This window comes from Bradyrhizobium sp. UNPA324, from assembly GCF_006658635.1.
Classification (GTDB): Bacteria; Pseudomonadota; Alphaproteobacteria; order Rhizobiales; family Xanthobacteraceae; genus Bradyrhizobium; species Bradyrhizobium nanningense.
The window spans coordinates 5,761,706-5,786,045 of record NZ_LFJD01000004.1 but is presented as its reverse complement, the minus strand read 5'-3'; the positions used below and the strand labels follow the sequence as shown (position 1 = coordinate 5,786,045).

20 protein-coding genes are annotated in these 24,340 nt (G+C 64.1%); 10 read left to right on the top strand and 10 right to left on the bottom strand.

Translation table 11 applies throughout. From position 1 onward, the window contains the following. Nucleotides 1–27: 27 nt before the first annotated feature. The 6 genes from UNPA324_RS27750 to UNPA324_RS27720 form a co-directional block, all read right to left on the bottom strand. A complete protein-coding gene (locus tag UNPA324_RS27750) occupies nt 28–867 on the bottom strand; it encodes an ABC transporter ATP-binding protein (RefSeq protein WP_141936991.1) in 840 nt (279 codons plus the stop codon). Nucleotides 868–991: 124 nt separating this feature from the next. Then, nucleotides 992–2,275, bottom strand: a complete 1,284-nt coding sequence (locus tag UNPA324_RS27745; protein WP_141936989.1) for an ABC transporter substrate-binding protein — start codon at nt 2,273–2,275, stop codon at nt 992–994. A 44-nt stretch (nt 2,276–2,319) separates the two neighbouring features. Then, entirely contained in the window at nt 2,320–3,393 is a 1,074-nt protein-coding gene (locus UNPA324_RS27740; RefSeq protein WP_128918284.1) for a branched-chain amino acid ABC transporter permease, read from the bottom strand. A gap of 3 nt (nt 3,394–3,396) precedes the next feature. After that, nucleotides 3,397–4,290, bottom strand: a complete 894-nt coding sequence (locus tag UNPA324_RS27735) for a branched-chain amino acid ABC transporter permease (protein ID WP_128918283.1) — start codon at nt 4,288–4,290, stop codon at nt 3,397–3,399. Between the two features lie 118 nt (nt 4,291–4,408). Continuing rightward, complete coding sequence (locus UNPA324_RS27725; protein WP_141936986.1) at nt 4,409–6,340, bottom strand: long-chain fatty acid--CoA ligase; 1,932 nt, start codon at nt 6,338–6,340, stop codon at nt 4,409–4,411. Continuing rightward, complete coding sequence (locus UNPA324_RS27720) at nt 6,337–7,158, bottom strand: ABC transporter ATP-binding protein (RefSeq protein ID WP_141936984.1); 822 nt, start codon at nt 7,156–7,158, stop codon at nt 6,337–6,339. Before UNPA324_RS27720 ends, UNPA324_RS27725 begins: the two co-directional genes overlap by 4 nt. A 336-nt stretch (nt 7,159–7,494) precedes the next feature. On the opposite strand from UNPA324_RS27720, the gene UNPA324_RS27715 reads away from it, so the two are divergent. Beyond that, nucleotides 7,495–8,169, top strand: a complete 675-nt coding sequence (locus UNPA324_RS27715) for a Crp/Fnr family transcriptional regulator (protein WP_141936983.1) — start codon at nt 7,495–7,497, stop codon at nt 8,167–8,169. A gap of 7 nt (nt 8,170–8,176) precedes the next feature. Here the strand turns inward: UNPA324_RS27715 and UNPA324_RS27710 are convergent, their stop codons facing one another. Continuing rightward, nucleotides 8,177–9,439, bottom strand: a complete 1,263-nt coding sequence (locus UNPA324_RS27710; RefSeq protein ID WP_141936981.1) for an MFS transporter — start codon at nt 9,437–9,439, stop codon at nt 8,177–8,179. A gap of 288 nt (nt 9,440–9,727) precedes the next feature. Here UNPA324_RS27710 and UNPA324_RS27705 point away from each other — a divergent pair, with 288 nt between their 5' ends. Continuing rightward, nucleotides 9,728–13,045: an adenylate/guanylate cyclase domain-containing protein gene (locus UNPA324_RS27705; RefSeq protein WP_141936979.1), complete on the top strand. Its 3,318-nt coding sequence runs from the start codon at nt 9,728–9,730 to the stop codon at nt 13,043–13,045. A 21-nt stretch (nt 13,046–13,066) separates the two neighbouring features. Continuing rightward, complete coding sequence (locus UNPA324_RS27700) at nt 13,067–13,747, top strand: redoxin domain-containing protein (RefSeq protein ID WP_141936977.1); 681 nt, start codon at nt 13,067–13,069, stop codon at nt 13,745–13,747. A 17-nt stretch (nt 13,748–13,764) separates the two neighbouring features. On the opposite strand, the gene UNPA324_RS27695 is transcribed toward UNPA324_RS27700, so the two are convergent. After that, on the bottom strand, nt 13,765–14,604 hold the full coding sequence (locus UNPA324_RS27695; RefSeq protein ID WP_141936975.1) for a uroporphyrinogen-III synthase: 840 nt from the start codon (nt 14,602–14,604) through the stop codon (nt 13,765–13,767). 184 nt (nt 14,605–14,788) lie between these two features. On the opposite strand from UNPA324_RS27695, the gene purU reads away from it, so the two are divergent. After that, the gene (purU, locus tag UNPA324_RS27690; protein WP_141936972.1) at nt 14,789–15,652 is read left to right on the top strand and encodes a formyltetrahydrofolate deformylase; all 864 of its coding nucleotides are present in this window, start codon (nt 14,789–14,791) and stop codon (nt 15,650–15,652) included. Between the two features lie 61 nt (nt 15,653–15,713). On the opposite strand, the gene UNPA324_RS27685 is transcribed toward purU, so the two are convergent. Beyond that, the gene (locus UNPA324_RS27685) at nt 15,714–15,998 is read right to left on the bottom strand and encodes a hypothetical protein (RefSeq protein WP_128918274.1); all 285 of its coding nucleotides are present in this window, start codon (nt 15,996–15,998) and stop codon (nt 15,714–15,716) included. A gap of 527 nt (nt 15,999–16,525) precedes the next feature. Between UNPA324_RS27685 and UNPA324_RS27680 the strand changes: the two genes are divergently transcribed. The 6 genes from UNPA324_RS27680 to UNPA324_RS27655 all read left to right on the top strand — a co-directional run bounded on the left by UNPA324_RS27680 (nt 16,526) and on the right by UNPA324_RS27655 (nt 22,368). Further along, entirely contained in the window at nt 16,526–17,704 is a 1,179-nt protein-coding gene (locus UNPA324_RS27680) for an ABC transporter substrate-binding protein (protein ID WP_128918273.1), read from the top strand. 157 nt (nt 17,705–17,861) lie between these two features. Beyond that, nucleotides 17,862–18,731 carry a branched-chain amino acid ABC transporter permease gene (locus UNPA324_RS27675; protein ID WP_141936970.1) on the top strand — a complete coding sequence of 290 codons (870 nt, stop codon included), beginning with the start codon at nt 17,862–17,864 and terminating at the stop codon, nt 18,729–18,731. 8 nt (nt 18,732–18,739) lie between these two features. Next, the gene (locus UNPA324_RS27670; RefSeq protein ID WP_141936968.1) at nt 18,740–19,768 is read left to right on the top strand and encodes a branched-chain amino acid ABC transporter permease; all 1,029 of its coding nucleotides are present in this window, start codon (nt 18,740–18,742) and stop codon (nt 19,766–19,768) included. After that, a complete protein-coding gene (locus UNPA324_RS27665) occupies nt 19,765–20,520 on the top strand; it encodes an ABC transporter ATP-binding protein (RefSeq protein ID WP_128918270.1) in 756 nt (251 codons plus the stop codon). Before UNPA324_RS27670 ends, UNPA324_RS27665 begins: the two co-directional genes overlap by 4 nt. Continuing rightward, entirely contained in the window at nt 20,513–21,229 is a 717-nt protein-coding gene (locus tag UNPA324_RS27660; protein WP_141936966.1) for an ABC transporter ATP-binding protein, read from the top strand. Before UNPA324_RS27665 ends, UNPA324_RS27660 begins: the two co-directional genes overlap by 8 nt. 20 nt (nt 21,230–21,249) lie before the next feature. Beyond that, nucleotides 21,250–22,368, top strand: coding sequence for a cobalamin-independent methionine synthase II family protein (locus UNPA324_RS27655; RefSeq protein ID WP_128918268.1), 1,119 nt, complete (start codon nt 21,250–21,252; stop codon nt 22,366–22,368). A 210-nt stretch (nt 22,369–22,578) separates the two neighbouring features. Here UNPA324_RS27655 and UNPA324_RS27650 read toward each other — a convergent pair whose 3' ends face one another. Further along, nucleotides 22,579–24,297, bottom strand: coding sequence for a caspase family protein (locus UNPA324_RS27650; RefSeq protein WP_141936963.1), 1,719 nt, complete (start codon nt 24,295–24,297; stop codon nt 22,579–22,581). Nucleotides 24,298–24,340: the final 43 nt, after the last annotated feature.

The following is a 24,340-nucleotide window of genomic DNA, read 5'->3' as shown; positions in this document are numbered from 1 at the left end:
AACCGGTTCCCACTTCGCTTGAAAACGCTATAGCCACCGCTTGCGCCGCTTGAAGCTCTTGAGGTTCTTGAAGCTCTTGCGCTGGTCGCCGGCGCCGCCGAGATAGAATTCCTTGACGTCCTCGTTGTCGCGCAATTCGTCGGCGCTGCCGTCGAGCACGACTTTGCCCTGCTCCATGATGTAGCCGTGGCTCGCCACCGACAGCGCGGCGCGCGCGTTCTGTTCGACCAGGAGGATGGTGACGCCGAGGTCGCGGTTGATCTTCTGGATGATCGAGAACACCTCTTTCACCAGCAGCGGCGACAGGCCCATCGAGGGCTCGTCCATCAGGATCATCTTCGGGCGGGCCATCAGCGCGCGGCCGATCGCGAGCATCTGCTGCTCGCCGCCGGAGAGATAGCCGGCGAGACCGGTGCGCTCCTTCAGGCGCGGGAAGTAGCTGAAGACCATGTCGAGGTCGGCATCGACCTCGCGGTCCCGTCGCGTGAACGCGCCCAGCCTGAGGTTCTCCAGCGAGGTCATGTCGGCGACGATGCGCCGTCCCTCCATCACCTGGAAGATGCCGCGGCGGACGATCTTGTCGGGGTCGATGCCGTTGATCCGCTCGCCTTCGAACAGGATTTCGCCACGCGTGACCTCGCCGTCCTCGGTCTTGAGTAGCCCCGAGATCGCCTTCAGTGTCGTCGACTTGCCGGCGCCGTTGGCGCCCAGCAGCGCCACGATCGCTCCCTTGGGCACCTCTAAGCTGAGGCCGCGCAGCACCAGGATGACGTCGTCATAGACGACCTCGATGTTGCGCACCGCGAGGATGGGCGGCGTCGCGACGGCGGTTGGCTTGGTGCGAGATGCCTCGAGGGTGTCAGTCATTGGTGCGCCTACCAAATTGCTACGCTCGTCATGCCCGGGCTTGTCCCGGGCATCCACGTACTTCGTGCCGTGAGGTCAGACGTGGATGGCCGGGACAAGCCCGGCCATGACGTCCGAGTTTGCGTTACCAGCCCAGCAAGTCCGGCTTGCGCGGCAGCTCGACGGTCTTGACCTTCTCGAGCTTGATCGTGCCCTTGGCCATGAGATCGTTGAGGTCGCCGTCGGTCGCGCCCGAGATCTTGGTGCGATAGAGATCGACCTTCAGGGTGCCGCGATGGTCCTTGTCGGTCCAGGTCGAGGGATTGCAGACGCCTTCCATTCCGGCGGGCACCCAATCCTTCTTCTGATAGAAGCCCTTGGCGACGTTCTCACCGGTGGCGCCGCCGTTCTTGGCAGCCCAATCGATCGCTTCCTTCATGTAGAGCGCCGAGCAGACAGCCGCGACGTAGTGCACGGGGCGATAGACCTTGCCGGTCGGGTCGGACATCTTGGAGATTTCCATCACCGTCTTCATGCCGGGCGCATCGCCGCCCCAGCTCACCGCCGTGCGCAAGGGGAAGATCACGCCGTTGGCGGCATCTCCGGCCGTCTTGGCAGCGTTCTCGTCCATGCCCCAGACGTTGCCGAGGAACTGGATTTCGACGCCGGCAGTCTTGCAGGCCTTCATCACGGAGATGTTCGAAGCGGCGGTATTGCCGAGATAGGCGTAGTTGGCGCCCGAGGATTTCAGGCTCAGGCACTGCGCGCTGTAGTCACCCGGCGTGAGCGCGAACACCAGCGGCGGCAGCACCTCGAAGCCGAGCTCCTGCGCCATCGCTTCACCGGCGGCCTTCGGCGCGTTCGGATAGGGATGGTTTGCACCCATGTGCACGAATTTCGGCTTGCCGGACTTGCCCTTAGCCTTCCAGTCCTCGGCGGCCCACATCAGCATCGCGCGCAGCGAGTCCGAATAGCTCGGGCCATAGAAGAAATTGTAGGGCGCGGGCTTGGCCTTGCCGCTGACACCTTCGGGATCGGTGAGTGCGGCGGCATAAGAGCCGGACATGTCGGGGATCTTGTCCTGGGCGAGGAAGCCGGTCAGCGCCTCGGTGTCGGCGGTGCCCCAGCCCATGATCGCGGCGACCTTGCTGTCCGGCGCGGACCATTTCTTGTAGAGCGCGATCGCGCGCGGCACCTGGTAGCCATAGTCGTTGGTGTCGACGTTGAGCTGCTTGCCGCCGACGCCGCCGTTCTTGTTGACCCAGGCGAAGGTGTCGGCGACGGCCTGGCCAAAGGGTGTGCCGACGTCGGAGGTGCCGCCGGAATAATCGGCGAGGTGTCCGATCGCGATCTGCGCCTGCGCGCCGGCCGAAAATGCGGCGATCGCGAGCGCGAGCGATGCGGTGCTCAAAAGGGACTTCATCGTCATGGGCCGGTTCCTCCTGTTTATTGTTTAAGTGAAGTTGCCCGCGCTCAATGCGAGAACGGGTAGAGTTTCCAATACGCCTTGATCTGCCGCCAGCGATGCGCGAGCCCGTCGGGTTCGAACATCAGGAACGCGATGATGATCACCCCGATCGCGATCTCGCGCAGGAAGGTGATGTTGGTGTTGAGCGACAGCGCCTTGTCGATCGCGCCGCCCTTCAAATACAGGCTGATGAATTCCATGGATTCCGGCAGCAGCACCACGAAGGCGGTGCCCATCAGCGTTCCCATGACAGAGCCGGTGCCGCCGATGATGATCATGGCCAGGAACAGGATCGAGCGCTCGATGCCGAAACCTTCCTGCGACACCACGAGCTGGTAGTGCGCGTAGAGCGCACCGGCGATGCCGGCGAAGAAGGCGGCGAGCCCGAACGACAGCGTGCGGTACTTCGTCAGGTTGATGCCCATGATCTCGGCGGAGAGATAATGGTCGCGGATCGCCACCAGCGCGCGGCCGTCGCGGGTCCGCATCAGATTGGTGACGAGGATGTAGCTGAGAAGCACATAGGCCAGCACGACGTAGAAATACTGTTTGTCGCCGCGCAGCGTGTAGCCGAAGATCGCGAACGGCTCCGCGCTCGCCGGCACCGAGCCGCCCGAAAACCATTCGGCGCGGGAGAAGAAGTCGAGCAGGATGTATTGCGCGGCCAGCGTCGCGATGACGAGATAGAGGCCCTTCAGCCGCGCCGCTGGGATGCCGAAGATCAGGCCGACCAGCGCGGTGACGACGCCAGCGAGCGGGATTGCGAAGAACACCGGGATCGGTGCGTTGTTGGAGATGTAGGCCGAGGTGAAAGCGCCGAGCAGGAAGAACGCGGCGTGCCCGATCGAGATCTGGCCGGTGAACCCGACCAGGATATTGAGGCCGAGCGCGGCGATCGAGAAGATGCCGATCTGGATCAGGATGCTGAGCCAGTATCCGCTGAAGAATTGCGGTGCGAAGCACAGCAGCAACACGCCCGCGATGGCGAAGTTGCGGCTGGTCGCGGTCGGGAAGATCGTGGTGTCCGCCGCGTAAGAGGTGCGGAAATCACCAGCAGGGATGAGGGCAGGGCCGGCCATGGGTCAGATCCGCTCGATGTCGTGAGTGCCGAACAGCCCGTAGGGCTTGATCATCAGCACGATGATGAGGACGTAGAACGGCGCGATCTCGTAGAGATTGCCCCAGTGCAGATACTCGCTGTCGACATATTGGGCGACGTTCTCGAGCAGGCCAATGATGATGCCGCCGAGCACGGCGCCGCCGACGGAGTCGAGCCCGCCGAGGATCGCCGCCGGGAACACCTTGATGCCGTAGCCGGCAAGGCCCGACGACACGCCGTTCACGACCGCAACGACGACGCCCGCGACCGCCGAGACCGTCGCCGAGATCGCCCAGGCCATCGCGAACACGCTCTTGACGGAAATGCCGAGCGATTGCGCGACCTGCTGGTTGAATGCGGTGGCGCGCATCGCAAGACCATACTTGGAGGCACGGAAGAACCAGGCCATGCCGATCATCATGGCGACCGACACTACGAGGCTCATGACATAGACGGTCTGGATCTGCAGCCCGAACAGGCTGACCGACTGGCTCTCGAACACGCGCGGGAACGGCTGCGGATTGACGCCGAACATCCATTTCAGCGTTGCCTGCAGCACGGTGGAGAGGCCGATCGTCACCATGATCACCGAGATGATGGGCTCGCCGATCATCGGCCGCAGGATCAGGACCTGGACCGCAATGCCGAACACGAACATGAACACCAGCGTCATCGGCATGCCGATCCAGAACGGCACCTGGTATTTCGCAAGCAAGGCCCAACACACCCAGGCGCCGACCAGCAGCAGCTCACCTTGCGCGAAATTGACGACCTGCGTCGCCTTGTAGATCAGCACGAACGACATCGCGACCACGCCATAGAGCGTGCCGACCACGAGGCCGTTGACCAGGAGCTGGATGAGAAAAGCGGTGTTCATGTTGGGTGGCTCGGCTCGTCATTGCCGGGCTTGACCCGGCAATCCATCGATGCGGAAGGAAGATTGTTCGGAAGAGGATGGATGCGCGGGGCAAGCCCGCGCATGACGACTATTTGTGTCACTCCGCAGCCTCCGCCATGTGCCCATGTCCGCCGAGATCCACGACCCGCAGTGTCGTCCGCACGCGTTGCGTGGTGCCGTCCTGGAAGCGGATCACGGTGTCGACGGGAATGTCGGAATCGCCGCGGTAGATGGCGTCGATGATCCCGGCGTATTTCTCGTTGATGACGCTGCGGCGCACCTTTCTCGTGCGGGTGAGCTCGCCGTCGTCGGCATCGAGTTCCTTGTAGAGCAGGAGGAAGCGCGAGATGCGCTGCGCCGGTGGCAGCGTGGCGTTGACGGTCTCGACCTCCTTGCGAAGCAGCGCATAGACCTCGGGCCGCGAGGCGAGATCGCTATAGGTCGTGAAGGAGAGGCGGTTCTTCTCCGCCCATTTCGAGATGATGGAGTAGCGGATGCAGATCATCGCCGCGAGCGCGTCGCGGCCGGCGCCCAGCACCACGGCTTCGGCGATATAGGGCGAGAATTTCAGCTTGTTCTCGATGAATTGCGGCGAGAAGCGCTCGCCGCGCGAGGTCTCGGCGAGGTCCTTGATGCGGTCGATGACAACGAGCTGCTGGTTGGCGTTGAAATAGCCGGCATCGCCCGACAACATCCAGCCGTCCCTGATGTCGGCGACGCTGGCCTCGGGATTCTTGTAATAGCCGAGGAACATGTTGGGATGCCGCACTACGATCTCGCCGACGCCGTGGACGTCGGGATTATCGATGCGGATCTCGACATTGTCGGCCATCGGCACGCCGGTCGTGTCAGGATCGACCTTACCCTCGGGATGCAGCGTGTAGGCCCCTAACAGCTCGGTCTGGCCGTACAGCGTGCGCAGCGGCACGCCCATCGCCTGGAAGAACTTGAAGGTCTCAGGGCCGAGCGCCGCGCCGCCGGTCGCGGCCGAGCGCAGCCGGGTGAAGCCGAGGCGATCGCGCAGCGCGCGGAACAGGATCGCGTCGGCAAGGCCCGAGCGTTTGCCCTGTTCGAGCGCGGCGAGGCCGCTCTTCATGCCGACGTCGAACAGGCGCTGCTTGAGAGGCGTGGCGTCCATCACCTTGGCCCGGACGTCGGCGGCGATGGATTCCCAGACGCGGGGTGCGAAGAGCACGAATGTCGGCGCGATCTCGCGCAGATCGTTCATCATCGTCTCGGGCTCTTCGACGAAGTTGATCTTCATCCGGCACAAGAGGCCTTTGCCGAGCACGTAAACCTGCTCCATGATCCACGGCAGCGGCAGCACCGAGACGTATTCGTCGTCCGGGCCCTTGGGGTCGAAGGCGAGATAGGTCGCGCAGTGACCGAGCACGCGGCCGGCGGCGAGCATCGCGAGCTTGGGATGGGACGTGGTGCCCGACGTGGTGCAGAGGATCGCGACGTCCTCGCCCTTGGTGGCATCAACCAGCCTGTCGTAAAGCTCCGGCTCGCGGGCGGCGCGGGCACGGCCGAGCTCGGCAAACGTCTCCGCCGACATCAGCCTGGGATCGTCGTATTTCCGCATTCCGCGCGGATCGGAATAGATGATGTGCTTCAGCTTCGGCACGCGGTCGGCGAGGGTGAGCAGCTTGTCGACCTGCTCCTCGTCCTCCGCGAAGACGAGCTGCGCCTCACCATAGTTGAGGAGATAGGAGGCCTCCTCGTCGAGCACGTCGCGATAAAGTCCGAGGCTGAGGCCGCCAATGGCGTGCGCCGCCACTTCCGCCGCGACCCAGTCCGGCCGGTTATCGCCGATGATGCCGACGACGTCGCCGCGACCAAGGCCCATTTCGACGAGACCGAGCGCAAAGTCGCGCACGCGGGCCTGGTAGTCGCTCCAGGTGAACAGCCGCCAGAGCCCGAGATCCTTCTCGCGCAATGCGATTTCGTTGCCGTGCTCCTTTGCGTTGAGCCGGAGCATCTTCGGATAGGTATCGGCCTGCGCGACGCGCGCTGCGTAGTCCATCATGCCGCGCACTCCGGAGCAGCGGGCTTGTCGTCGGGATCGACCAGCACCTCGTCTTCTTCACCAAGATAGGCGCGCTTGACGTGAGGATCGGCGAGCACCGCCGCAGGATCGCCCTCGGCGATCTTCTTGCCGAAATCCAGCACCATGACGCGATGGGAGATGTCCATCACAACGCCCATGTCGTGCTCGATCATCACCACCGTCATCCCGAACTCCTCGTTGAGATCGACGATGTAACGGGCCATGTCCTCCTTCTCCTCGAAATTCATTCCGGCCATCGGCTCGTCGAGGAGGATGAGGCGCGGCTCCAGCGCCATGGCGCGGGCGAGCTCCACGCGCTTGCGCAGACCGTAGGAGAGGGTACCGGCTTGCGCTTTCCGCACCGACTGCAGATCGAGGAAGTCGATGATCTCCTCGACCTTGCGGCGGTGCTCGAGTTCTTCCTTGCGTGCGCCGGTCAGCCAGTACAGCGAGCCCGTCAGGAAATTGTTCTTCAGGAGGTGATGGCGGCCGACCATGATGTTGTCGAGCACGCTCATGTGGTGGAACAGGGCCAGGTTCTGGAAGGTGCGGCCGATCCCGAGCGAGGCACGGGCATTCGGCGTCAGGCCGGTGATGTCGCGATCCCCATAGAAGAGCTGGCCTTCAGTCGGCTTGTAACGACCGGAAATACAGTTCACGATCGAGGTCTTGCCGGCGCCGTTGGGACCGATGATCGAGAACAGCTCGCCGTCCTTGATGGCGAAACTGACATCGGTCAGCGCACGGACGCCGCCGAATCGCAAGGACGCGCCGCGGACTTCAAGACTGGTAGCCACCAAACGAATCCCTCCCGGTGATGGCGCTCTTTAGCGGCGCTCTTCGTCCGTTCTGTCGCGCGATCCTAGTACGGTGGTGCCGGTGAGGCCATGCAGCAGATGGTCTCGACCGGAGCCGCGCCACTCTCGTTCCCGCTTGGGATCGAAAGCCGCATCGCCCGAGGTGGTCCTCAATAGGGGAAAGCGCTATTTTTAAATGTCTCCCGGCTGACAATTCTGCGACAAAGTTTGCCGGGCGGCAGCGGCCTTCATCTTTCGTCGGATGGCGGTCATAATAATCATGTTGCAATGCAACAGAAGGTGGAGTGACGAAACTGTGCGGCTGGCCGCGAGATCATGATTTCAGAAGATCATCTGAAGCGCGTCGCCGCCTGGTCGCGCGAGCTCACGCAAGCGGAGATCGAGGTCGCGCGCGCCGGAATCACGGAGCGGTCCTACGGCACCGGCGAGACCGTGTTCATGCGCGGCGATATCTTTGCCTATTGGGCCGGCATGGTCGGCGGTCTTGCCCGCATGGGCGGAATCTCGCGGGACGGCAAGGAGACCAGCCTGGCCGGCCTGACCGCGGGGGCTTGGTTCGGCGAGGGCAGCGTGCTCAAGAACGAGCCGCGCCGCTATGATGTGGTCGCGCTGCGCGACAGCCGCGTCGCATTGATGGAACGCAGCGCATTCATGTGGCTGTTCGAGAACAGCGTCGGCTTCAACCGCTTTCTGGTGCGCCAGCTCAACGAACGGCTCGGCCAGTTCATCGGCATGCTCGAGGTCAACCGCACGCTGGATGCCACCGCGCGCCTTGCCCGCAGCATCGCCTCGCTGTTCAACCCGATCCTCTATCCGGAATCGACGGCGCATCTGGAGATCACCCAGGAGGAGATCGGCGCGCTCTCCGGCATGTCCCGCCAGAATGCCAACCGGGCGCTGAACCGGCTGGAGAAGGAGGGGCTGCTGCGGCTCGAATATGGCGGGGTCACCATCCTCGATATCGACCGGCTGCGCGGTTACGGGGAATAAGGCGGCCTCACCGCGCATTGGCGGGCGCGTGCACCGGCCATAGATCGGCGCGCCAGCGGATCGCGATAGCCAGCATCGCGATGAAGCCCGCGGCGGCATAGAGCGAGCCGGTTGCGGAATAGCCGATGACGTCGATCAGGCTGCCGGCCGCGAGCAATCCGATCGGCAGGCCGTAGATCACCATCATGCGCACACCCATCACGCGGCCGCGCAGGTGCGCACTGGCGGTCCGCATCAGGATCACGGCTGCCGAGATCATCGACATGCTTTGGGCGATACCGGCGAGAACGAGGCAGGCCATCGCCACCGGCATGGTCCTGATTTCGACGAACACCAGCAGCATGGCGTACCAGGCCAGCGTCGCGCCGATCAGCAGCCGGGCAATGCGCAGTCCGCTGACGAGGCTGAGCGTGATGGAGCCGGTCAGCGAGCCGACCGCGAAGCTCGCCGAGAGGTAGCCGAGGCCGGTCTGGTCGGTATGAAATATCTCGCGGGCGATGTAGGGCAACAGTCCGCCCGTGAAGGGAAATGCGGTGAGATTGGCCAGGAAGGCGACGCAGAGCGCGGCGCGCATTCCCGGGCCATTCCAGGCATAGACGATCCCTTCCTTGAGGTCGCCCAGCAGTCGCGACACCGCATGGCTGTTTGCCGGAAGATCGCTCGTGATGACGGTTCTCTTGGGCCGGGTCAGGCAGAGCATGAGAAGCGCGGCCGCGAAATAGAGGCAGGCGATCGCCACATAGACGAGGCCGATGCCGAGGACCGCGAACAGCCCGGCGCCGGTCAACGCGCCGGCGATGCGCGCGCTGTCCTGGGTGGTGCGCGCAACGCTGATGGCGCCCACCAGCTGCTCGGCCGGCATGATCTCGGCGAGCAGCGCGCCCCGGACGCCAAGATCGGAGGGACGAATCAGGCCCATGATCGCAACGATGATCATGACACTCAGCGGCGACAGATGACCGGTCAGTGCCAGGACCATGATGGTTGACGACAGCACCGTATAAGCAAGACGCATCACGACCAGGAGATCGCGATGGCCCATGCGATCGCCGATCATGCCGAATACCGGCGCGACCAACGTTCCGACGAACTGGAGCGAGGCAAGCACGGTCAGCAGCAGCACCGAGCCGGTCTCGACCAGGATGTACCAGCCGAGCACCAGCGTCTCCACCTCGAACGCCCAGGAGGTGAGCAGATCGGCTGGCCACTGGAAGCGATAGTTGCGGATGCGGAACGGTGCGAGCGCTGAAGGTCGCGCGGATGTGCTCAAGATGCGATGACGGGTTTCACGGCGATTCCCTGCCCTTATTTTTGTTCTTCTGTTCGGCAGGGTAGCCCCGGCGATGCCCCTGTCAATTGGCGCCACCGCATGCCGCCATGCTTGCCGACGACGTGCGGTGAGCCGGTGCCGCAGCATTGCTTCGCTGCCAGCCGATACGGAGAGGTAGATTAGCCCGCTTGCTCTTCCGGCGCGCAAAGCCCATTCTGGTCTGCATCCTGGGCCCATTCGGCAGGTCCGGTAGATCGCGCCGTCGCGGCTTCCGCGAGGTCTTGACCCATGAACTGCTCTCGCTGTGGTTTCGAGGTCCAGAGCGGCTTTGCCTTCTGTCCGAAGTGCGGCACGAAGCAGCCGAACCCGTGCCCTGGCTGCGGCTTTCCATGCGCACCGGATTTCGCCTATTGCCCGAAATGCGGCGCCTCCGTCTCCGAGGTCCCCCCGGGCGGCGGGCAGGCGCCGACGAGCCTGACGGCGCTTCCGATCCGGCCGTCCTCTCCGCCGCTCGTGCCAGCGGATGCGGCTCAGGTCGCATTTGGATTTCAGTCGGACAAGATCGACAGCGAGGCGAACCGCCGTACCATCACCGTGCTGTTTGCCGACCTCAGCGGCTTCACCGCGATGAGCGAGCGGCTCGACCCCGAAGTCATGCAGACGCTTCAAAACGAGCTGTTCGAAGAGTTGACGGCCGCGGTGCAAAGCTTTGGCGGTTTCGTGGATAAATTCATCGGCGATGCGCTGCTTGCTCTGTTTGGTGCCCCGGCAGCGCACGAGGACGACCCGGAGCGGGCGGTCCGCGCTGCCCTCGACATGATCCGCCGGACAGCGCGTCTCAGCGAACGCGCGAAGGCGTACGCGGGTTCGCCGCTGCTGCTCCATGTCGGCATCAACACCGGGCACGTCGTCGCGGGCGGGCTCGGTGTGGGCGTTGCCAAATCCTATTCGGTGACCGGCGATACAGTGAATACCGCCCAGCGGCTACAATCGATGGCGGCTCCGGGCGAGGTGCTGGTCGGGCCATTGACCCACCGTCTGACGCGGCATGCGTTCTCCTATGACTCGCTTGGCGAGGTCTCGCTCAAGGGCAAGATGGGCAGCGTGCTGGTGCACCGCCTGAAGGAGCCGCTCGACACGCCCCGCGCGGCACGCGGCCTCGACACGCTGGGCCTCAATGCACCGTTGATCGGGCGCGACGCCGAGCTTGCGCGCATCATCGGCTGTCTTGATCTCGCATGCGGCGGCGCGGCTCAACTGGTGCGGCTGGTCGGTGAAGCCGGCATCGGGAAAACGCGCCTGGTCAGCGAATTCGCCGCCCGTATCCGCGACGAGGATCGATTTGCACGCGTGGCGATTCGGCGGGTGGCTTGCTCGCCGCTCGGTGAACAATCCTACGGCACACTCGCCGCCGTGTTGCGCAGCGCCTACGGCATCGCGCAGAAGGCTGGCGCCGCAGAGGCGGAGGCGAAGGTCGCCGAAGCGCTGTCGGAGCTCGGCCTCACGACCGACGAGGCCGACCGACTGATGCCCCTCTACCTGCACGTACTCGGCCTCGGCGACCCCAACGCCGTGCTCAGGCATGTCGAGCCCGAACAGCTCCGCCGGCAGATATTCTTCGCGATCCGCACCGTCTTCGAACGCCGCCTGGCACTGTCGCCGCTGCTGATCATCGTCGAGGATCTGCATTGGGCGGATGCGGTATCTCTCGAAGCGTTGCGGTTCCTGATGGACAGAATGGAGCGGACGCGGCTGATGTTGCTGTTTACGCATCGGCCGACGCTGGAACTGGACCAGTTCGGTTCGAGCAAGATCAGTCACACGACCCTTCGGCTGCCCCCGCTCGACGACGCCGAGGGACAGAGGCTACTCGCGGCCTACTTCAGTCGCGTTTGGCGTGACCCACCGGGACGCCTGTTCAGCCGAATCCTCGACCGCGCCGGCGGCAATCCGCTTTTTCTCGAGGAGATCATACGGGGCCTCATTGAAGCCGGCACGCTGGAGCGCGACGGCGCGCAGTGGCGGATGACGTCGGATGAAGCCGCCGCCGATATTCCGGCAAGCATTCAGGCGTTGTTGCTGGCGCGCCTCGACCGGTTGCCACCTCAGGTACGCCGGCTGGCACAGGAGGCCGCGGTGATCGGCCCGCGTTTTGATGCGGCGGCTCTCGGTGCGGCGGCAACCGAACCGGCTGGGGTTGAAGCAGGGCTGGAACGTCTGTGCGACGCGGAGATCATCGAGGAGGTCGCGGGCTCGAACTCGATTTCGCTGCGGATCTATCGCTTCACGCAAACCATGCTTCAGGACGTGATCTATCAAAACCTGCTTCTGCAGCGCCGGATCGAGCTTCATGGACGGATTGGTGGAGCGCTCGAGAGGCTCTATGGCAACGAGCCCGAGCGCCTCGAAGATCTCATACTGCTCGGACATCACTTTAGTCTGAGCGCGAGCAAGCCGAAGGGCGCACGTTATCTGCGCGCGGCCGGCGATCGCGCACGCGCTAGCTATGCCAATGACGATGCCATCCGTCTCTACCAACAGGCCCTCGCCGTGCTGTTGACCGGCGGCGAACCGGAGCCGGAACGTCTGGTCCTGTATGAGCGGATTGCGGACCTCTGTGGTGCGGCTGGCCGCCGGAACACGGCCGAGGAGCACTATCAGAGCGCGTTGGAGGGGCATCGCGCCAGACAGGACCGGATCGGCGAAGCGCGGATTGTTCGCAAGCTAGGCCGATTGTTGTGGGACGCCGGCAAGCGGATCAAGGCAGAGACGCATTACGCCGAGGCGGCCAAATTGCTCGGAGGGACCGCAGCGCCCATCGAGTGGGCGCATCTCTTGCAGGAGCGCGGCCGTCTCGCGTTTCGGACGGGCGATCACGTGGCAGCCGCAAAATGGGCAGACGAGGCGCTCGGCTATGCACGCTCAGTACCGGCGGACGGGGACGAGCAGGCCGGGCTCGAGGCGGCACGGGCCATTGCCGAGGCCCTCAACACCAAGGGGGTTGCGCTGGCGCGGCTTGGACGACACGAGGAGGCGGTCCGTGAGGTGGAGCAAAGTGTCGCGACCGCCGAAGCGGCCGGGCTCCTTAACGTAGCGTGCCGCGGCTACACCAATCTCGGCGTGCTCTACACGATCGTTGACCCGGCGAAAGCCGTGGAGGTCTGCCGACGTGGACTCGATGTCGCGCGTCGGATCGGGGATCTCGGCTTCCAGGCGCGTCTGCTTGCCAATTTTGCCGTTGCCTGTTGCACCTTCACGGACAGATGTACCGAGGAAGGAGTGCCGGCTGCCGAAAGGGCAATCGAAATCGACCGTGCGCTCGATCAGCGCGAGCATCTCTCCGTGCCCTTGATTGTGCTTGGGCAGATCCATCAATGCCATTTCCGCCCGGATCTGGCCGCCCTCTGCTACAATGAAGCAATCGAGGTGGCGAACGAAACCGGCGAACCGCAGCAGCTCTTTCCATGCTATGATGGTCTCGCGACGCTGAGCCTTGATCGAGGCGACATGCCCGAGGCCGACCGATATTTCGCGCTGGCCCATGATGTCTGCGCCCGCCACGGGCTTGATCCCGCCGGGCTGATCGTGCTGCCATTTCTTGACTAGGTCATATGAAGGAGTTCAACCATGTCAGAACTTCATGCCGATGGACCGCTTCAACCTGGCGATCGCGCACCGAACATCGTGCTGGACGCCATCACACGCGATGGAACGATCGCGCTCCAGGATTTTCGCGGACATAGTCCGATATTGATCGGCTTGTTTCGAGGGCTGCACTGCCCGTTCTGTCGGCGCCATATCGCGGCACAGGCGCAACTCGACGCAGCCCTGCGCGACAAGGGCGTCGAAAGTCTCACGGTCGTGAACACGCCCATCGAGCGCGCGCGGCTTTACTTCCGCTATCATCCATTGCCCAATCTGCTCGCCGCGTCCGACCCCGAGCGGGTCTCGCACCGCGCGTTCGGTCTGCCCACTCTCGAGTTCACGAATAAGGAGACCGAGTGGCCGCGCAAGGTGGGTATGGACGTCGTCATGAGCATGCAGGTCGATATACCCGGCGAAACGCCGGGGTCGATGAATCGGTTGGCGGCTGCCGAGTACCTCAACAACAAGGACGGCTACGAGATGACGGAGGCCGACCAGCGGATGGCGGCAACCGGTCAGGGCCAGCTGTTCGGCCAGTTCCTGCTCGATCGTGAGGGAATTGTGCGTTGGAGCTTTACCGAGGTTCCTGACGGTGGCCAGCGCATGTTCGGGGCTCCGAGCCCTCAGGAATTGATGTCGGCCGCCTCGCAGGTGGCAAGCTAGGCATCGTCGCGTGGTGATTAACCCGCTACCTTCGGCCGTTTCTCGGCGAGCGCTGCCGCCATCGCCGAGATCAGCGGGCGCATGAAATAGTGGTCTTCCGCCGGTGCGATGTCCGTGCGCAGGCCATGCGCGGCGAGCTCCCCTGACACAGCAGGGCCCACCGACGCAATCAGCGTCCGCTCCAATCCGGCGCGCAGCTTGGCCTCGCTGCCATGCGCCTTCGCGGCCTCGATCAGGCGGCGGACCTGGCCGAGATTGGTCAGCGCGAGGGCATCGATCCGTCCCGCGGCCATGTCGTCGATCGCCGCGACGATGTTGGCATCGGCTGCCCTGGAATCGTAGGCATAGGGCAGCACGGTATCGACTGCGGCGCCTTGCGCGGTGAGCGCGCCGGTCAGCGCGCTATGGTCCTTGTCCGGATAGAGCTGCAGGCCGAGGCGCCGGCCGCGAAGGTCGAGCTTACCCAGCATCTCGATGACGCCTTCGGTGGTCGGTTTCTCGGTGGTCTGCTGCGCCTCCAGACCGACCTCGCGGAGCGCCTTGCCGGGCTTTGGGCCGCGGGTGAATTTCCGCGCCTTGGCGAGCACCGCGACAAGGTCAGCGTCGACCCCGCGGGCGCGGGCGAGCTTCATGATCCTCCGCAGGCCTTCGCCGGTCATCAACACGAGGTCGTCAAGCGGCTTCTCAATGGCGCGGCGGATCCAGGCCTCGACCGGGGCCGGATCCGGCGCATCGTGGATGGTGAACATCGGGCATTGCACGACCTCGGCGCCTTGCTCGGCCAGCAGCTTGGAAAACTGCGCTTCCTCGCGCGTTTCCAGGATCAGGATGCGGTAGCCGTTCAGGCGGTCGGCCATGGGGATGCTCCGGTGAGAATTCGCAATCGTCCGTTGATCCTGACTCCGCGCATTATGTTGAAGCAAGTCTTGTTGAGGCAGTCTTGGGATTGGCGCAAGGGCGGGGTCGGTGCTAGAGCAGGGCGCAAATCGCGGATCGTTCCGCTGCACAAACCTTCATCAAGAGCCAAGCCTGTTCATCAACATGCCCGATCATCAATATGTTCTGACCTTGTCCTGTCCGGATCGGCCCGGCATCGTCTCGGCGGTGTCGACGTTCCTCGCTCACAATGGACAGAACATTCTCGACGCCCAGCAGTTCGACGACATCGAGACCAAGAACTTCTTCATGCGGGTGGTGTTCACCGCGGCCGATCTTGCCGTGGAACTGTCGGCGCTGCAGACCGGCTTTGCGGCGATCGCCGAGCGGTTCGGCATGGAATGGCAGATGCGCGACCGTGCCGCGCATCGCAAGGTGATGCTGCTGGTGTCGAAGTCCGACCACTGCCTGGTCGACATCCTCTATCGCTGGCGTACCGGCGAGTTGCCGATGACGCTGACTGCTATCGTCTCCAACCATCCGCGCGAGGTCTATGCCGGGCTCGATTTCGGCGGCATTCCGTTCCACCACCTGCCGGTCACCAAGGAGACCAAGCGCGAGCAGGAAGCGCAGATCATGGACCTTGTCGGCAAGACGAAGACCGATCTCGTCGTGCTCGCTCGCTACATGCAGATCCTGTCAGATGATCTGTCGGCGAAGCTTTCGGGACGCTGCATCAACATCCATCACTCGTTCCTGCCGGGCTTCAAGGGCGCAAAACCCTATCACCAGGCCCATGAGCGCGGCGTCAAGCTGATCGGCGCCACGGCGCATTACGTCACGCGCGATCTCGACGAAGGCCCGATCATCGACCAGGACGTCGAGCGCATCAGTCATCGCGACACTCCGGAAGATCTCGTCCGCAAGGGCCGCGACATCGAACGCCGCGTGCTCGCCCGCGCGATCCGCTACCATCTCGACGACCGCGTCATTCTCAACGGCCGCAAGACCGTGGTGTTCGTGGATTAGCGAATGGGGAGTGGCGAGTTGCGAATGGATGAGAGCATATTCGCCACTTCCTATTCGCCCTTCAGCGCACCGCGCCGGCTGACGTGGTACCCGTCGCGCCCTTCTGCGCCTGCTCTTCCTTCTCGCGATCCGCCGCCGGCAGCAGCCGCTTGCGTTCGCGTTCTTTCATGTAGGCATCGTATTGCGGCGTGCCCGGTCGCGGCGGGGCGTCGGCCGGCAGGCCGCCGGCCCATTGCGGGACGTAGTCGCCCATGCCGGCGGAGAGCTTCTCGTTGACCGTCCCGCAGCCGGACAGTCCCGCAGCGATCACAGCGAGGGCGAGGGCGGAACGAAAAGTCTTGGACATTGTGTGGGCGCGCACGCATTCGGTCATTGGACGCCGGCTCGGGCCGGCAGGACGAAGACTAGCCTTCAACAAGGTAAAATAGACTTATTCGAGATAGGTAATTTGTTACCGAGTTGCGGCCGGCAAGAGCGCACAGATGTCCGAATCCTGCAAGCGAAAGACGAAATCCTCCATCCCCGCGATCCCTGCCGTTTCTAGACTGCGATGCGAGGCTCGCGACAACATGGCGTGGTTGGTGGCGGGGGTTTTCGTTGACAAGTCCATTTTATTTGTACATTCGTACAAATGAGGGTGCGCCGGCGAGTTACCGGGTAACCCCAATGTAACCCACTGCGCCGCTTTCGGTCGGTAGGTCATCGGAATGCGCCGCTTGCGCCGAACGGTCGCCAAACGTCCGATTGACAAGAAGGGCGCGAAAGACGCCCATGTGGCCTGCGATGATTGCTCGCGCGTGGGCTAAGTTTGAGGCAAGGGCCGGGTACTCGGTCCAGGGCACAAGAGTCAGGAATGAAGGGGAGGGACATTTGATGTTCGAACGCAAGACTTTTTCGCGGGCTGCAGCAGCGGCCGCCATCGCAAGCCTTGCGGCCGTCGCGCCCGCCAAGGCCGAGGACAGCGTCAAGGTCGGTCTGATCCTGCCGATGACCGGCGGCCAGGCCTCGACCGGCAAGCAGATCGAGAACGCGATCAAGCTTTACATGCAGCAGAAGGGCGACACCGTCGCCGGCAAGAAGATTGAGATCATCCTCAAGGACGATGCCGCGATCCCGGATAAGACCAAGACCGCCGCGCAGGAGCTGATCGTCAACGACAAGGTCAACTTCATTGCCGGCTTCGGCGTGACGCCGGCCGCGCTCGCGGCCGCGCCGCTGGCAACCCAAGCCAAGATCCCGGAAGTCGTGATGGCGGCCGGCACCTCCATCATCACCGAGCGTTCGCCCTACATCGTACGCACCAGCTTCACGCTGGCGCAGTCCTCGACCATCATCGGCGACTGGGCGGTGAAGAACGGCATCAAGAAGGTGGCGACGCTGACCTCGGATTATGCGCCGGGCAATGACGCGCTCAACTTCTTCAAGCAGCACTTCACCGCGGGCGGCGGCGAGGTCGTCGAAGAAGTCAAGACGCCGCTCGCCAATCCCGACTTCGCGCCGTTCCTGCAGCGTATGAAGGACGCCAAGCCCGACGCGATCTTCGTGTTCGTGCCGGCCGGCCAGGGCGGCAACTTCATGAAGCAATATGCCGAGCGTGGCCTGGACAAGGCCGGCATCAAGGTGATCGGACCGGGCGACGTCACCGACGACGACCTGCTCAACAACATGGGCGACGCCGTGCTCGGCACGGTCACCGCGCATCTCTACTCCGCGGCGCACCCCTCGCAGATGAACAAGGATTTCGTCGCCGCCTACAAGAAGGCGTTCGGCAACCGTCCGGGCTTCATGGCGGTGAGCGGCTATGACGGCATCCACCTGATCTACGAAGCGTTGAAGAAGACGGGCGGTGACACCGACGGCACCAAGCTGGTCGAAGCCATGAAGGGGCAGAAGTGGGAGAGCCCGCGCGGCCCGATCTCGATCGATCCCGAGACTCGTGACATCGTGCAAAACATCTACATCCGCAAGGTCGAGAAGGTCGACGGCGAGCTCTACAATGTCGAGTTCGCAACCTTCGAGGCGGTCAAGGATCTCGGCAAGACCAAGAAGTGACGCGCGAAAGCGCGTCATCCCGGAGGCGCAGAATCCGGGATCTCGCCAGCCGCTCCGCGTCATGCCCGGGCTTGTCCCGGGCATCCACGCAAAGCCCAGATAAGAACGTGGATGGCCGGGACGAGCCCGGCCATGACGGACAACGCAAGCTGAGACGATGACCTCAATCCTCACCAACCTGTTCGATGGCGTTGCCTACGGCATGCTGCTGTTCGTACTCGCCTGCGGGCTTGCGGTCACGCTCGGCCTGATGAACTTCGTCAACCTCGCGCACGGCGCCTTCGCCATGGCCGGTGGCTATGTCTGCATGGTGCTGGTCAACCGAATGGGCTGGCCGTTCTTTGCCGCACTGCCGCTCGCTTTCGTCTCCTCGGCCGCGATCGGCATCGCGCTCGAGCGGATGCTTTACCGCCACCTCTATGCGCGCAGCCATCTCGATCAGGTGCTGTTCACCATCGGCCTGACCTTCATGTCGGTCGCCGCCGTCGACTACATCCAGGGATCATCCCGGGTGTTCATCAATCTGCCGGCGGCGCTTCAGGGACAGTTCGACCTGTTCGGCGTCGGCATCGGCCGCTACCGCCTGATGATCATCGTGATCTGCGGCCTGCTCACCATTGGTCTACAGATGGTGCTGGCCAAGACCCGCTTCGGCAGCCGCCTGCGCGCCGCCGTCGACGATCCCCGCGCCGCGAGCGGCCTCGGCATCAACGTGCCGCAGGTGTTCGCCTTCACCTTTGCCTTTGGTTGCGGGCTCGCCGGTCTCGGCGGCGCGCTGAGCGCGGAGATCCTCGGCCTCGATCCGTACTTCCCGCTGAAGTTCATGATCTACTTCCTGATCGTGGTCACCGTCGGCGGCTCCTCCTCGATAACAGGCCCGTTCCTGGCCTCGCTCCTGCTCGGCATCGGCGACGTCGCCGGCAAATATTACGTGCCGAAGATGGGCCCCTTCGTGATCTACACCATGATGATCGTGATCCTGATCTGGCGACCGAACGGCCTGTTCGGCCGCACGGCCGCGCGTTGAGTGTGCCGATGAACGCCGCTTCCGACGTCGGATATCACGCCCAGCGCCAGGCGCGCTGGCACTACGGCGAAGTCGTTTTCTGGCTGATCGTGCTGGCCTGCGGCTTCGCCTTTCCCACGCGCTATTTGATCATGACCGACATCCTTCGGCTCGCGTTGTTCACGATGTCGCTCGATCTCATCCTCGGCTATGCCGGCATCGTCTCGCTCGGCCACGCCGCCTTCTTCGGCGTCGGCGCCTATGCGGCGGGACTTCTCGCGCTTCATGGCATCATCAACGAGCCCGTGCTCGCGCTGATCGTCGCAGGCCTGGCCGCGATGGTGCTCGGCTTTGCCACCAGCTTCCTCGTGATCCGCGGCGTCGACCTCACGCGGTTGATGGTGACGCTCGGCATCGCGCTGCTGCTGGAAGCGCTCGCCGAGCGCTTCTCCAACATCACCGGTGGCACCGACGGCCTGCAGGGCATCGAGATGCAGGCGATCTTCGGCGTGATCCCGTTCGACATGTTCGGCAGGACCGGCTTCTTCTATTCGCTGACTGTCCTGTTCCTGCTGTTCCTGTTCGCCCGCCGCGTGGTGCATTCGCCGTTCGGCCTGTCGCTGCGCGCGATCAAGAACAACCCGCTGCGCGCCGCGGCGATCGGCATTCCCGTTAACCGCCGCCTGATCGCCATCTACACGCTGGCGGCCTTCTATGCCGGCATCGCGGGCGCGCTGTTCACCCAGACCACGGCGATCGCCTCGCTCGACGTCTTCGCCTTCGAGCGTTCGGCAGATCTGATGCTGGTGCTCGTCATTGGCGGCACCGGCTATCTCTATGGCGGCCTGATCGGCGCGGTGGTGTTCCGCATGCTCCAGGAGCTGTTTTCCACCATCACCCCGCAGTACTGGCAGTTCTGGATCGGCCTCGTGCTGGTCGTGATCGTGCTGGTCGGCCGCCAGCGCCTGCACCGCTGGGTGCTGTACGTGCCGAACCTGGTCATCAGGCAGGTTGCGGGACGCAAGGCCATCGTCGCCGTGCCGGAGAGCGATTCATGACCATCGCGCTCGAAACCCAGAATCTCGAAAAGCAGTTTGGCGGCTTGCGCGTCACCCGCGATCTGTCCTTGAGGATCGAGCAGGGGGCCCGCCACGCGCTGATCGGCCCGAACGGCGCCGGCAAGACCACGGTCATCAACCAGCTCACCGGGGTGCTCAAGCCGAATTCGGGCCGCATCCTGCTCGAAGGCCAGGACATCACCGATCTGCCCGTGCACAAGCGCGTGCTGCGCGGCCTGTCGCGCACCTTCCAGATCAACCAGCTCTATCCCGACCTGACCCCGCTCGAAACCATCGGCCTTGCCGTATCCGAACGTCTTGGCCATGGCGGCGATTGGTGGCGGCGAATGGGCACGCGCAGCGACGTCAACGGCGAGATTGCCGATCTGCTCTCGCGGTTCCATCTGCTCGACGTCATGAACGAGCAGACGGTGACGCTGCCTTACGGCAAGCAGCGCCTGCTCGAGATCGCGGTTGCGATCGCGGCCAAGCCGCGCGTGCTGTTGCTCGATGAACCCGCCGCCGGCGTGCCCGAGAGCGAACGCCACGACATCCTCGCCGTGGTCGGCGCGCTGCCGCGCGATGTCACCGTGCTCTTGATCGAGCACGACATGGACCTCGTCTTCTCCTTTGCCGACCGGATCTCGGTGCTGGTCTCGGGGGCGCTGCTGACCGAAGGTCCGCCCGAGCAGGTCGCGCGCGATCCGCAGGTCAAGGCGGTCTATCTCGGCGAGGAGGCGGTCAATGTCTGACCTGCTCGCGATCGAGGCATTGCGCGCCGGATATGGCGAAGCGGTGGTGCTGCCCAACATGTCCTTGCGCCTCGCCGAGGGGCAGGTGCTGGCCCTGCTCGGCCGCAACGGCACGGGCAAGACCACGCTGATCAACTCCATCGTCGGCGTCACCCGCCGCTTCTCTGGCTCCATTGCGCTTGCCGAGACCGATGTCACCTTGCTTCGGCCCGACCAGCGCGCCCGCGCCGGCATCGGCTGGGTGCCGCAGGAGCGCAACATCTTCCGCTCGCTCACGGTCGAGGAGAACATGACCGCGGTGGCTCAGCCGGGCCCGTGGACGGTCGAGAAGGTCTACGAGATGTTCCCGCGGCTGAAGGAGCGGCGGAGCAATTTCGGCAACCAGCTCTCCGGCGGCGAGCAGCAGATGCTGGCGATCGGCCGCGCGCTCACCCTCAACCCGAAAGTGCTCCTCCTGGACGAGCCGACCGAGGGCCTTGCCCCCATTATCGTCGAGGAGCTCTTGAAGGCGATCGGGACCATCACCCGGGCGGGCGGCATCTGCTCGATCATCGTCGAGCAGAATGCCCAAAAGATTCTGGGGCTGGCCGACCGCGTTGTGATATTGGAGCGCGGAACGATCGTCCACGACGCCCCGAGCGCCGCGCTGAAGGCCGACCCCTCGGTCCTGGAGCGTCATCTCGGCGTCGCCGGGGCGGCGGCCCATTAAGAATAATCCGGGAGTAACACATGCAGCGAACCAAAGCCCCCTTCCGCGCCGACGAGGTCGGCAGCCTCCTGCGTCCGGCCAAGATCAAGGAAGCCCGCACCCGGCTCGAGAAGGGCGAGATCTCGGCCGCTGATCTGCGCAAGATCGAGGACATGGAGATCGAGAAGGTCGTGCACAAGCAGGCCTCGATCGGGCTCAAGCTCGCGACCGACGGCGAATTCCGCCGCTCCTGGTGGCATTTCGACTTCCTGGCCAAGCTCACCGGCTGCGAGCTGTTTCACCCCGACACCGGCATCCAGTTCGCGGGCGTGCAGACCCGTCACGACGCAGTGCGCGTGATCGGCAAGCTCGACTTTCCCGACAACCACCCGATGCTCGACCACTTCCGTTTCCTGAAAAAGGTCGCCGATCAGGCCCACGTCACCGCCAAGATGACGATTCCGTCGCCCGCTGTGCTGCACTTCCGCGGCGGCCGCAAGTCGATCTCGAAGGATGTCTATCCCGATCTCGACGCCTTCTACGAGGATCTCGGCAGGACCTATCGCAAGGCGGTGAAGGCATTCTACGATGCCGGCTGCCGTTATCTCCAGTTCGACGACACCGTGTGGGCCTATCTCTGCTCGCAGGAGGAATTGCAGAAGGCCCGCGAGCGCGGCGACAATCCGGACGGCCTGCAGCAGATCTATGCGCGCATCATCAACTACGCGTTGGCCGAGAAGCCCGCCGACATGGTGGTGACGACCCATGTCTGCCGCGGCAATTTCCGCTCGACCTGGATTTCTTCAGGCGGCTACGAGCCCGTGGCCGAAACCATGCTCGCCGGCACCAATTACGACGGCTACTTCCTCGAATACGATTCTGACCGTGCCGGCGGCTTCGAGCCGCTGCGCTTCCTGCCCAAGGGCAACAAGGTCGTCGTGGTCGGCGTCATCACCTCGAAGTTCGGTGAGCTCGAGAAGAAGGACGACATCAAGCGCCGCCTGGAGGAGGCCTCAAAGTTCGCCCCGCTGGAGCAGCTCGCGCTCTCCCCGCAATGCGGTTTCGCTTCGACGGAAGAGGGCAATATCCTCTCCGAGGAAGAGCAGTGGGCCAAGCTCAGCCTCGCTGTCGAGATCGCGAAGGAAGTGTGGGGTAACTAAGCCTCGCACTGTCCGTTGCGTAGGTAGAGGCGAGGCCTCTCCACACACTCACTGTCATTCCCCGCGCAGGCGCGGGGAATCCAGTACGCCGCGGCCCCTCGATAGGCCGCAGCCGTCACGGAGTACTGGATCGCCCGATCAAGTCGGGCGATGACACCGAGCATGTGGCTGATAGCTCCGCGATCCTGACGTCACGACGCAAGGCCCATCTCACTTCTCCGCCAGGTAAACCTCGCCCAGCAGCGAGGAGTTCGACCACGGCACCTGCTTGTTCTTCGTGCTCGACACCACCTCGGCCCGCACCCGCGTCAGCATCTGCTGCACCTCCAGCCCCGGCGTGCCGATATGGCGGGACAACGCGGCGGAGAAAGGCGAATTTGCGCCCTCGCCGTCGAGCGCGACCTGGCCCGGCGCGGTGGCGAACGCGATCAGCGTACCTGCCCCCAGTGTCGCGCCGCTACCGAGGCTCGTTGGAGCTGCGAGACCGGAGGCGCCTTCGATGCCGCGATTGGTGCCGGCTGCCGCGACCTGCTGCGCCATCGGATTGTTGCGGCAAGCATCGAAGATCAGGATGTTGGTGCGCACCTGGTCGTCGAGGCCCACCATGATCGTATCCATGTCGATCATCGCGTCCGTCATGTTTGCGCCCGGCTTGAGCGCAACGTCGACGGGGATGAGATAGTTGCGGCCGTCGACCTGGACGCCATGGCCGGCATAATAGACCACCGCAACCTGCGCCCGGGCCGCCTCGCGCAGGAAGTCGCGCGTCATCTTCTGCATCGCGGCGCGATCGAGGTCGATGCCCTCCGACACCGTGAAGCCGATGTCGCGCAGGCTCCTGGCGACGGAACGTGCGTCGTTGGCCGGATTGGGCAGCGCTTTGACATGCGCATAGGCGCCGTTGCCGATGATCAGCGCCATGCGCGCGCCGCGAGCGGCCGGAGCGGGCGAGGCGGCTGGTGTCGCGCCGGTCTGCTGCGGGGAAGGAGCAGTCGCCGGCGGCGTTGTGGGCGAGGGCGCATCGCGCGGGATCGGCGCGCTTGCGTCCGTCACCAAAGACAGCCGCACCTTCGCGGTGGCCTGGTTGGCTTTGCTGCCGGCGTCGGACGCCATGATCGCCAGCGTCGCATTATAGTCCTCGCGGGCGCGTGCGTAATCGCCCTTGGCCTCGTAGGCCAGCGCGCGATTTGTGTAGCCGGAGATCAGCACGCTGTTCGGCGGCGTCATGATATTGGCCGGCGGCTTTTCCTTGGCGAGCCGGATCGCCTCGCTGCCATCGGCGATGGCACGATCGAGATCGCCCTTGGCGCGCCAGATCGCGGTGCGGTTGATCAGTGGCTGCGGCAGCGAAGGATCAAGCCGGATCGCCTGGTTGATGTCGGCGAGCGCACCGTCGAGATCACCGAGCGCCTGTTTCGAGATGCCGCGATTCTGGAACGAGAATGCCGATTTCGGATCGGCCTTGATCGCCATGTCGTAGTCGGCAATGGCCTTGGCGTAGTCGTGCTTGCCGCGCCAGGCGTTGCCGCGATTGTGGAAGATGGTGCCGCTGGGCGGTCCGAGCTTCAGTGCGTCGTCGAAATCATTGATCGCGATCTCGTAGTCGCCCTTGTCGTAATAGGCCGATCCCCTGAGATTGTAGGCCGCCTGGCTCGGCTGCAGCCGGATCGCTTCGGTGGCATCGGCGATGACCTTCGAATAGTCGCCCTTCTTGTTCCAGCCCACCGCGCGCCAGAAATGGATCGTCGCAAGCTGCTCGCCCCGAAATACCTTCAACGCGATGATCTTGTTGCAGGCATCGATCATCTTGTCCGCCGGGGTCGTGTCGGTGGTGCAGAGCGGCCCAAGCTGGTTGCGCGCCTGCGCGGCCGCGGGCGCGGACCACAGAATTGCGGCGAGCAGGCTGAGCGCGACGAGCAGACGGCGCATGGCGAAAATCCCCATCCAGCGAAGAGCGCTTGTTTGTTGCTCA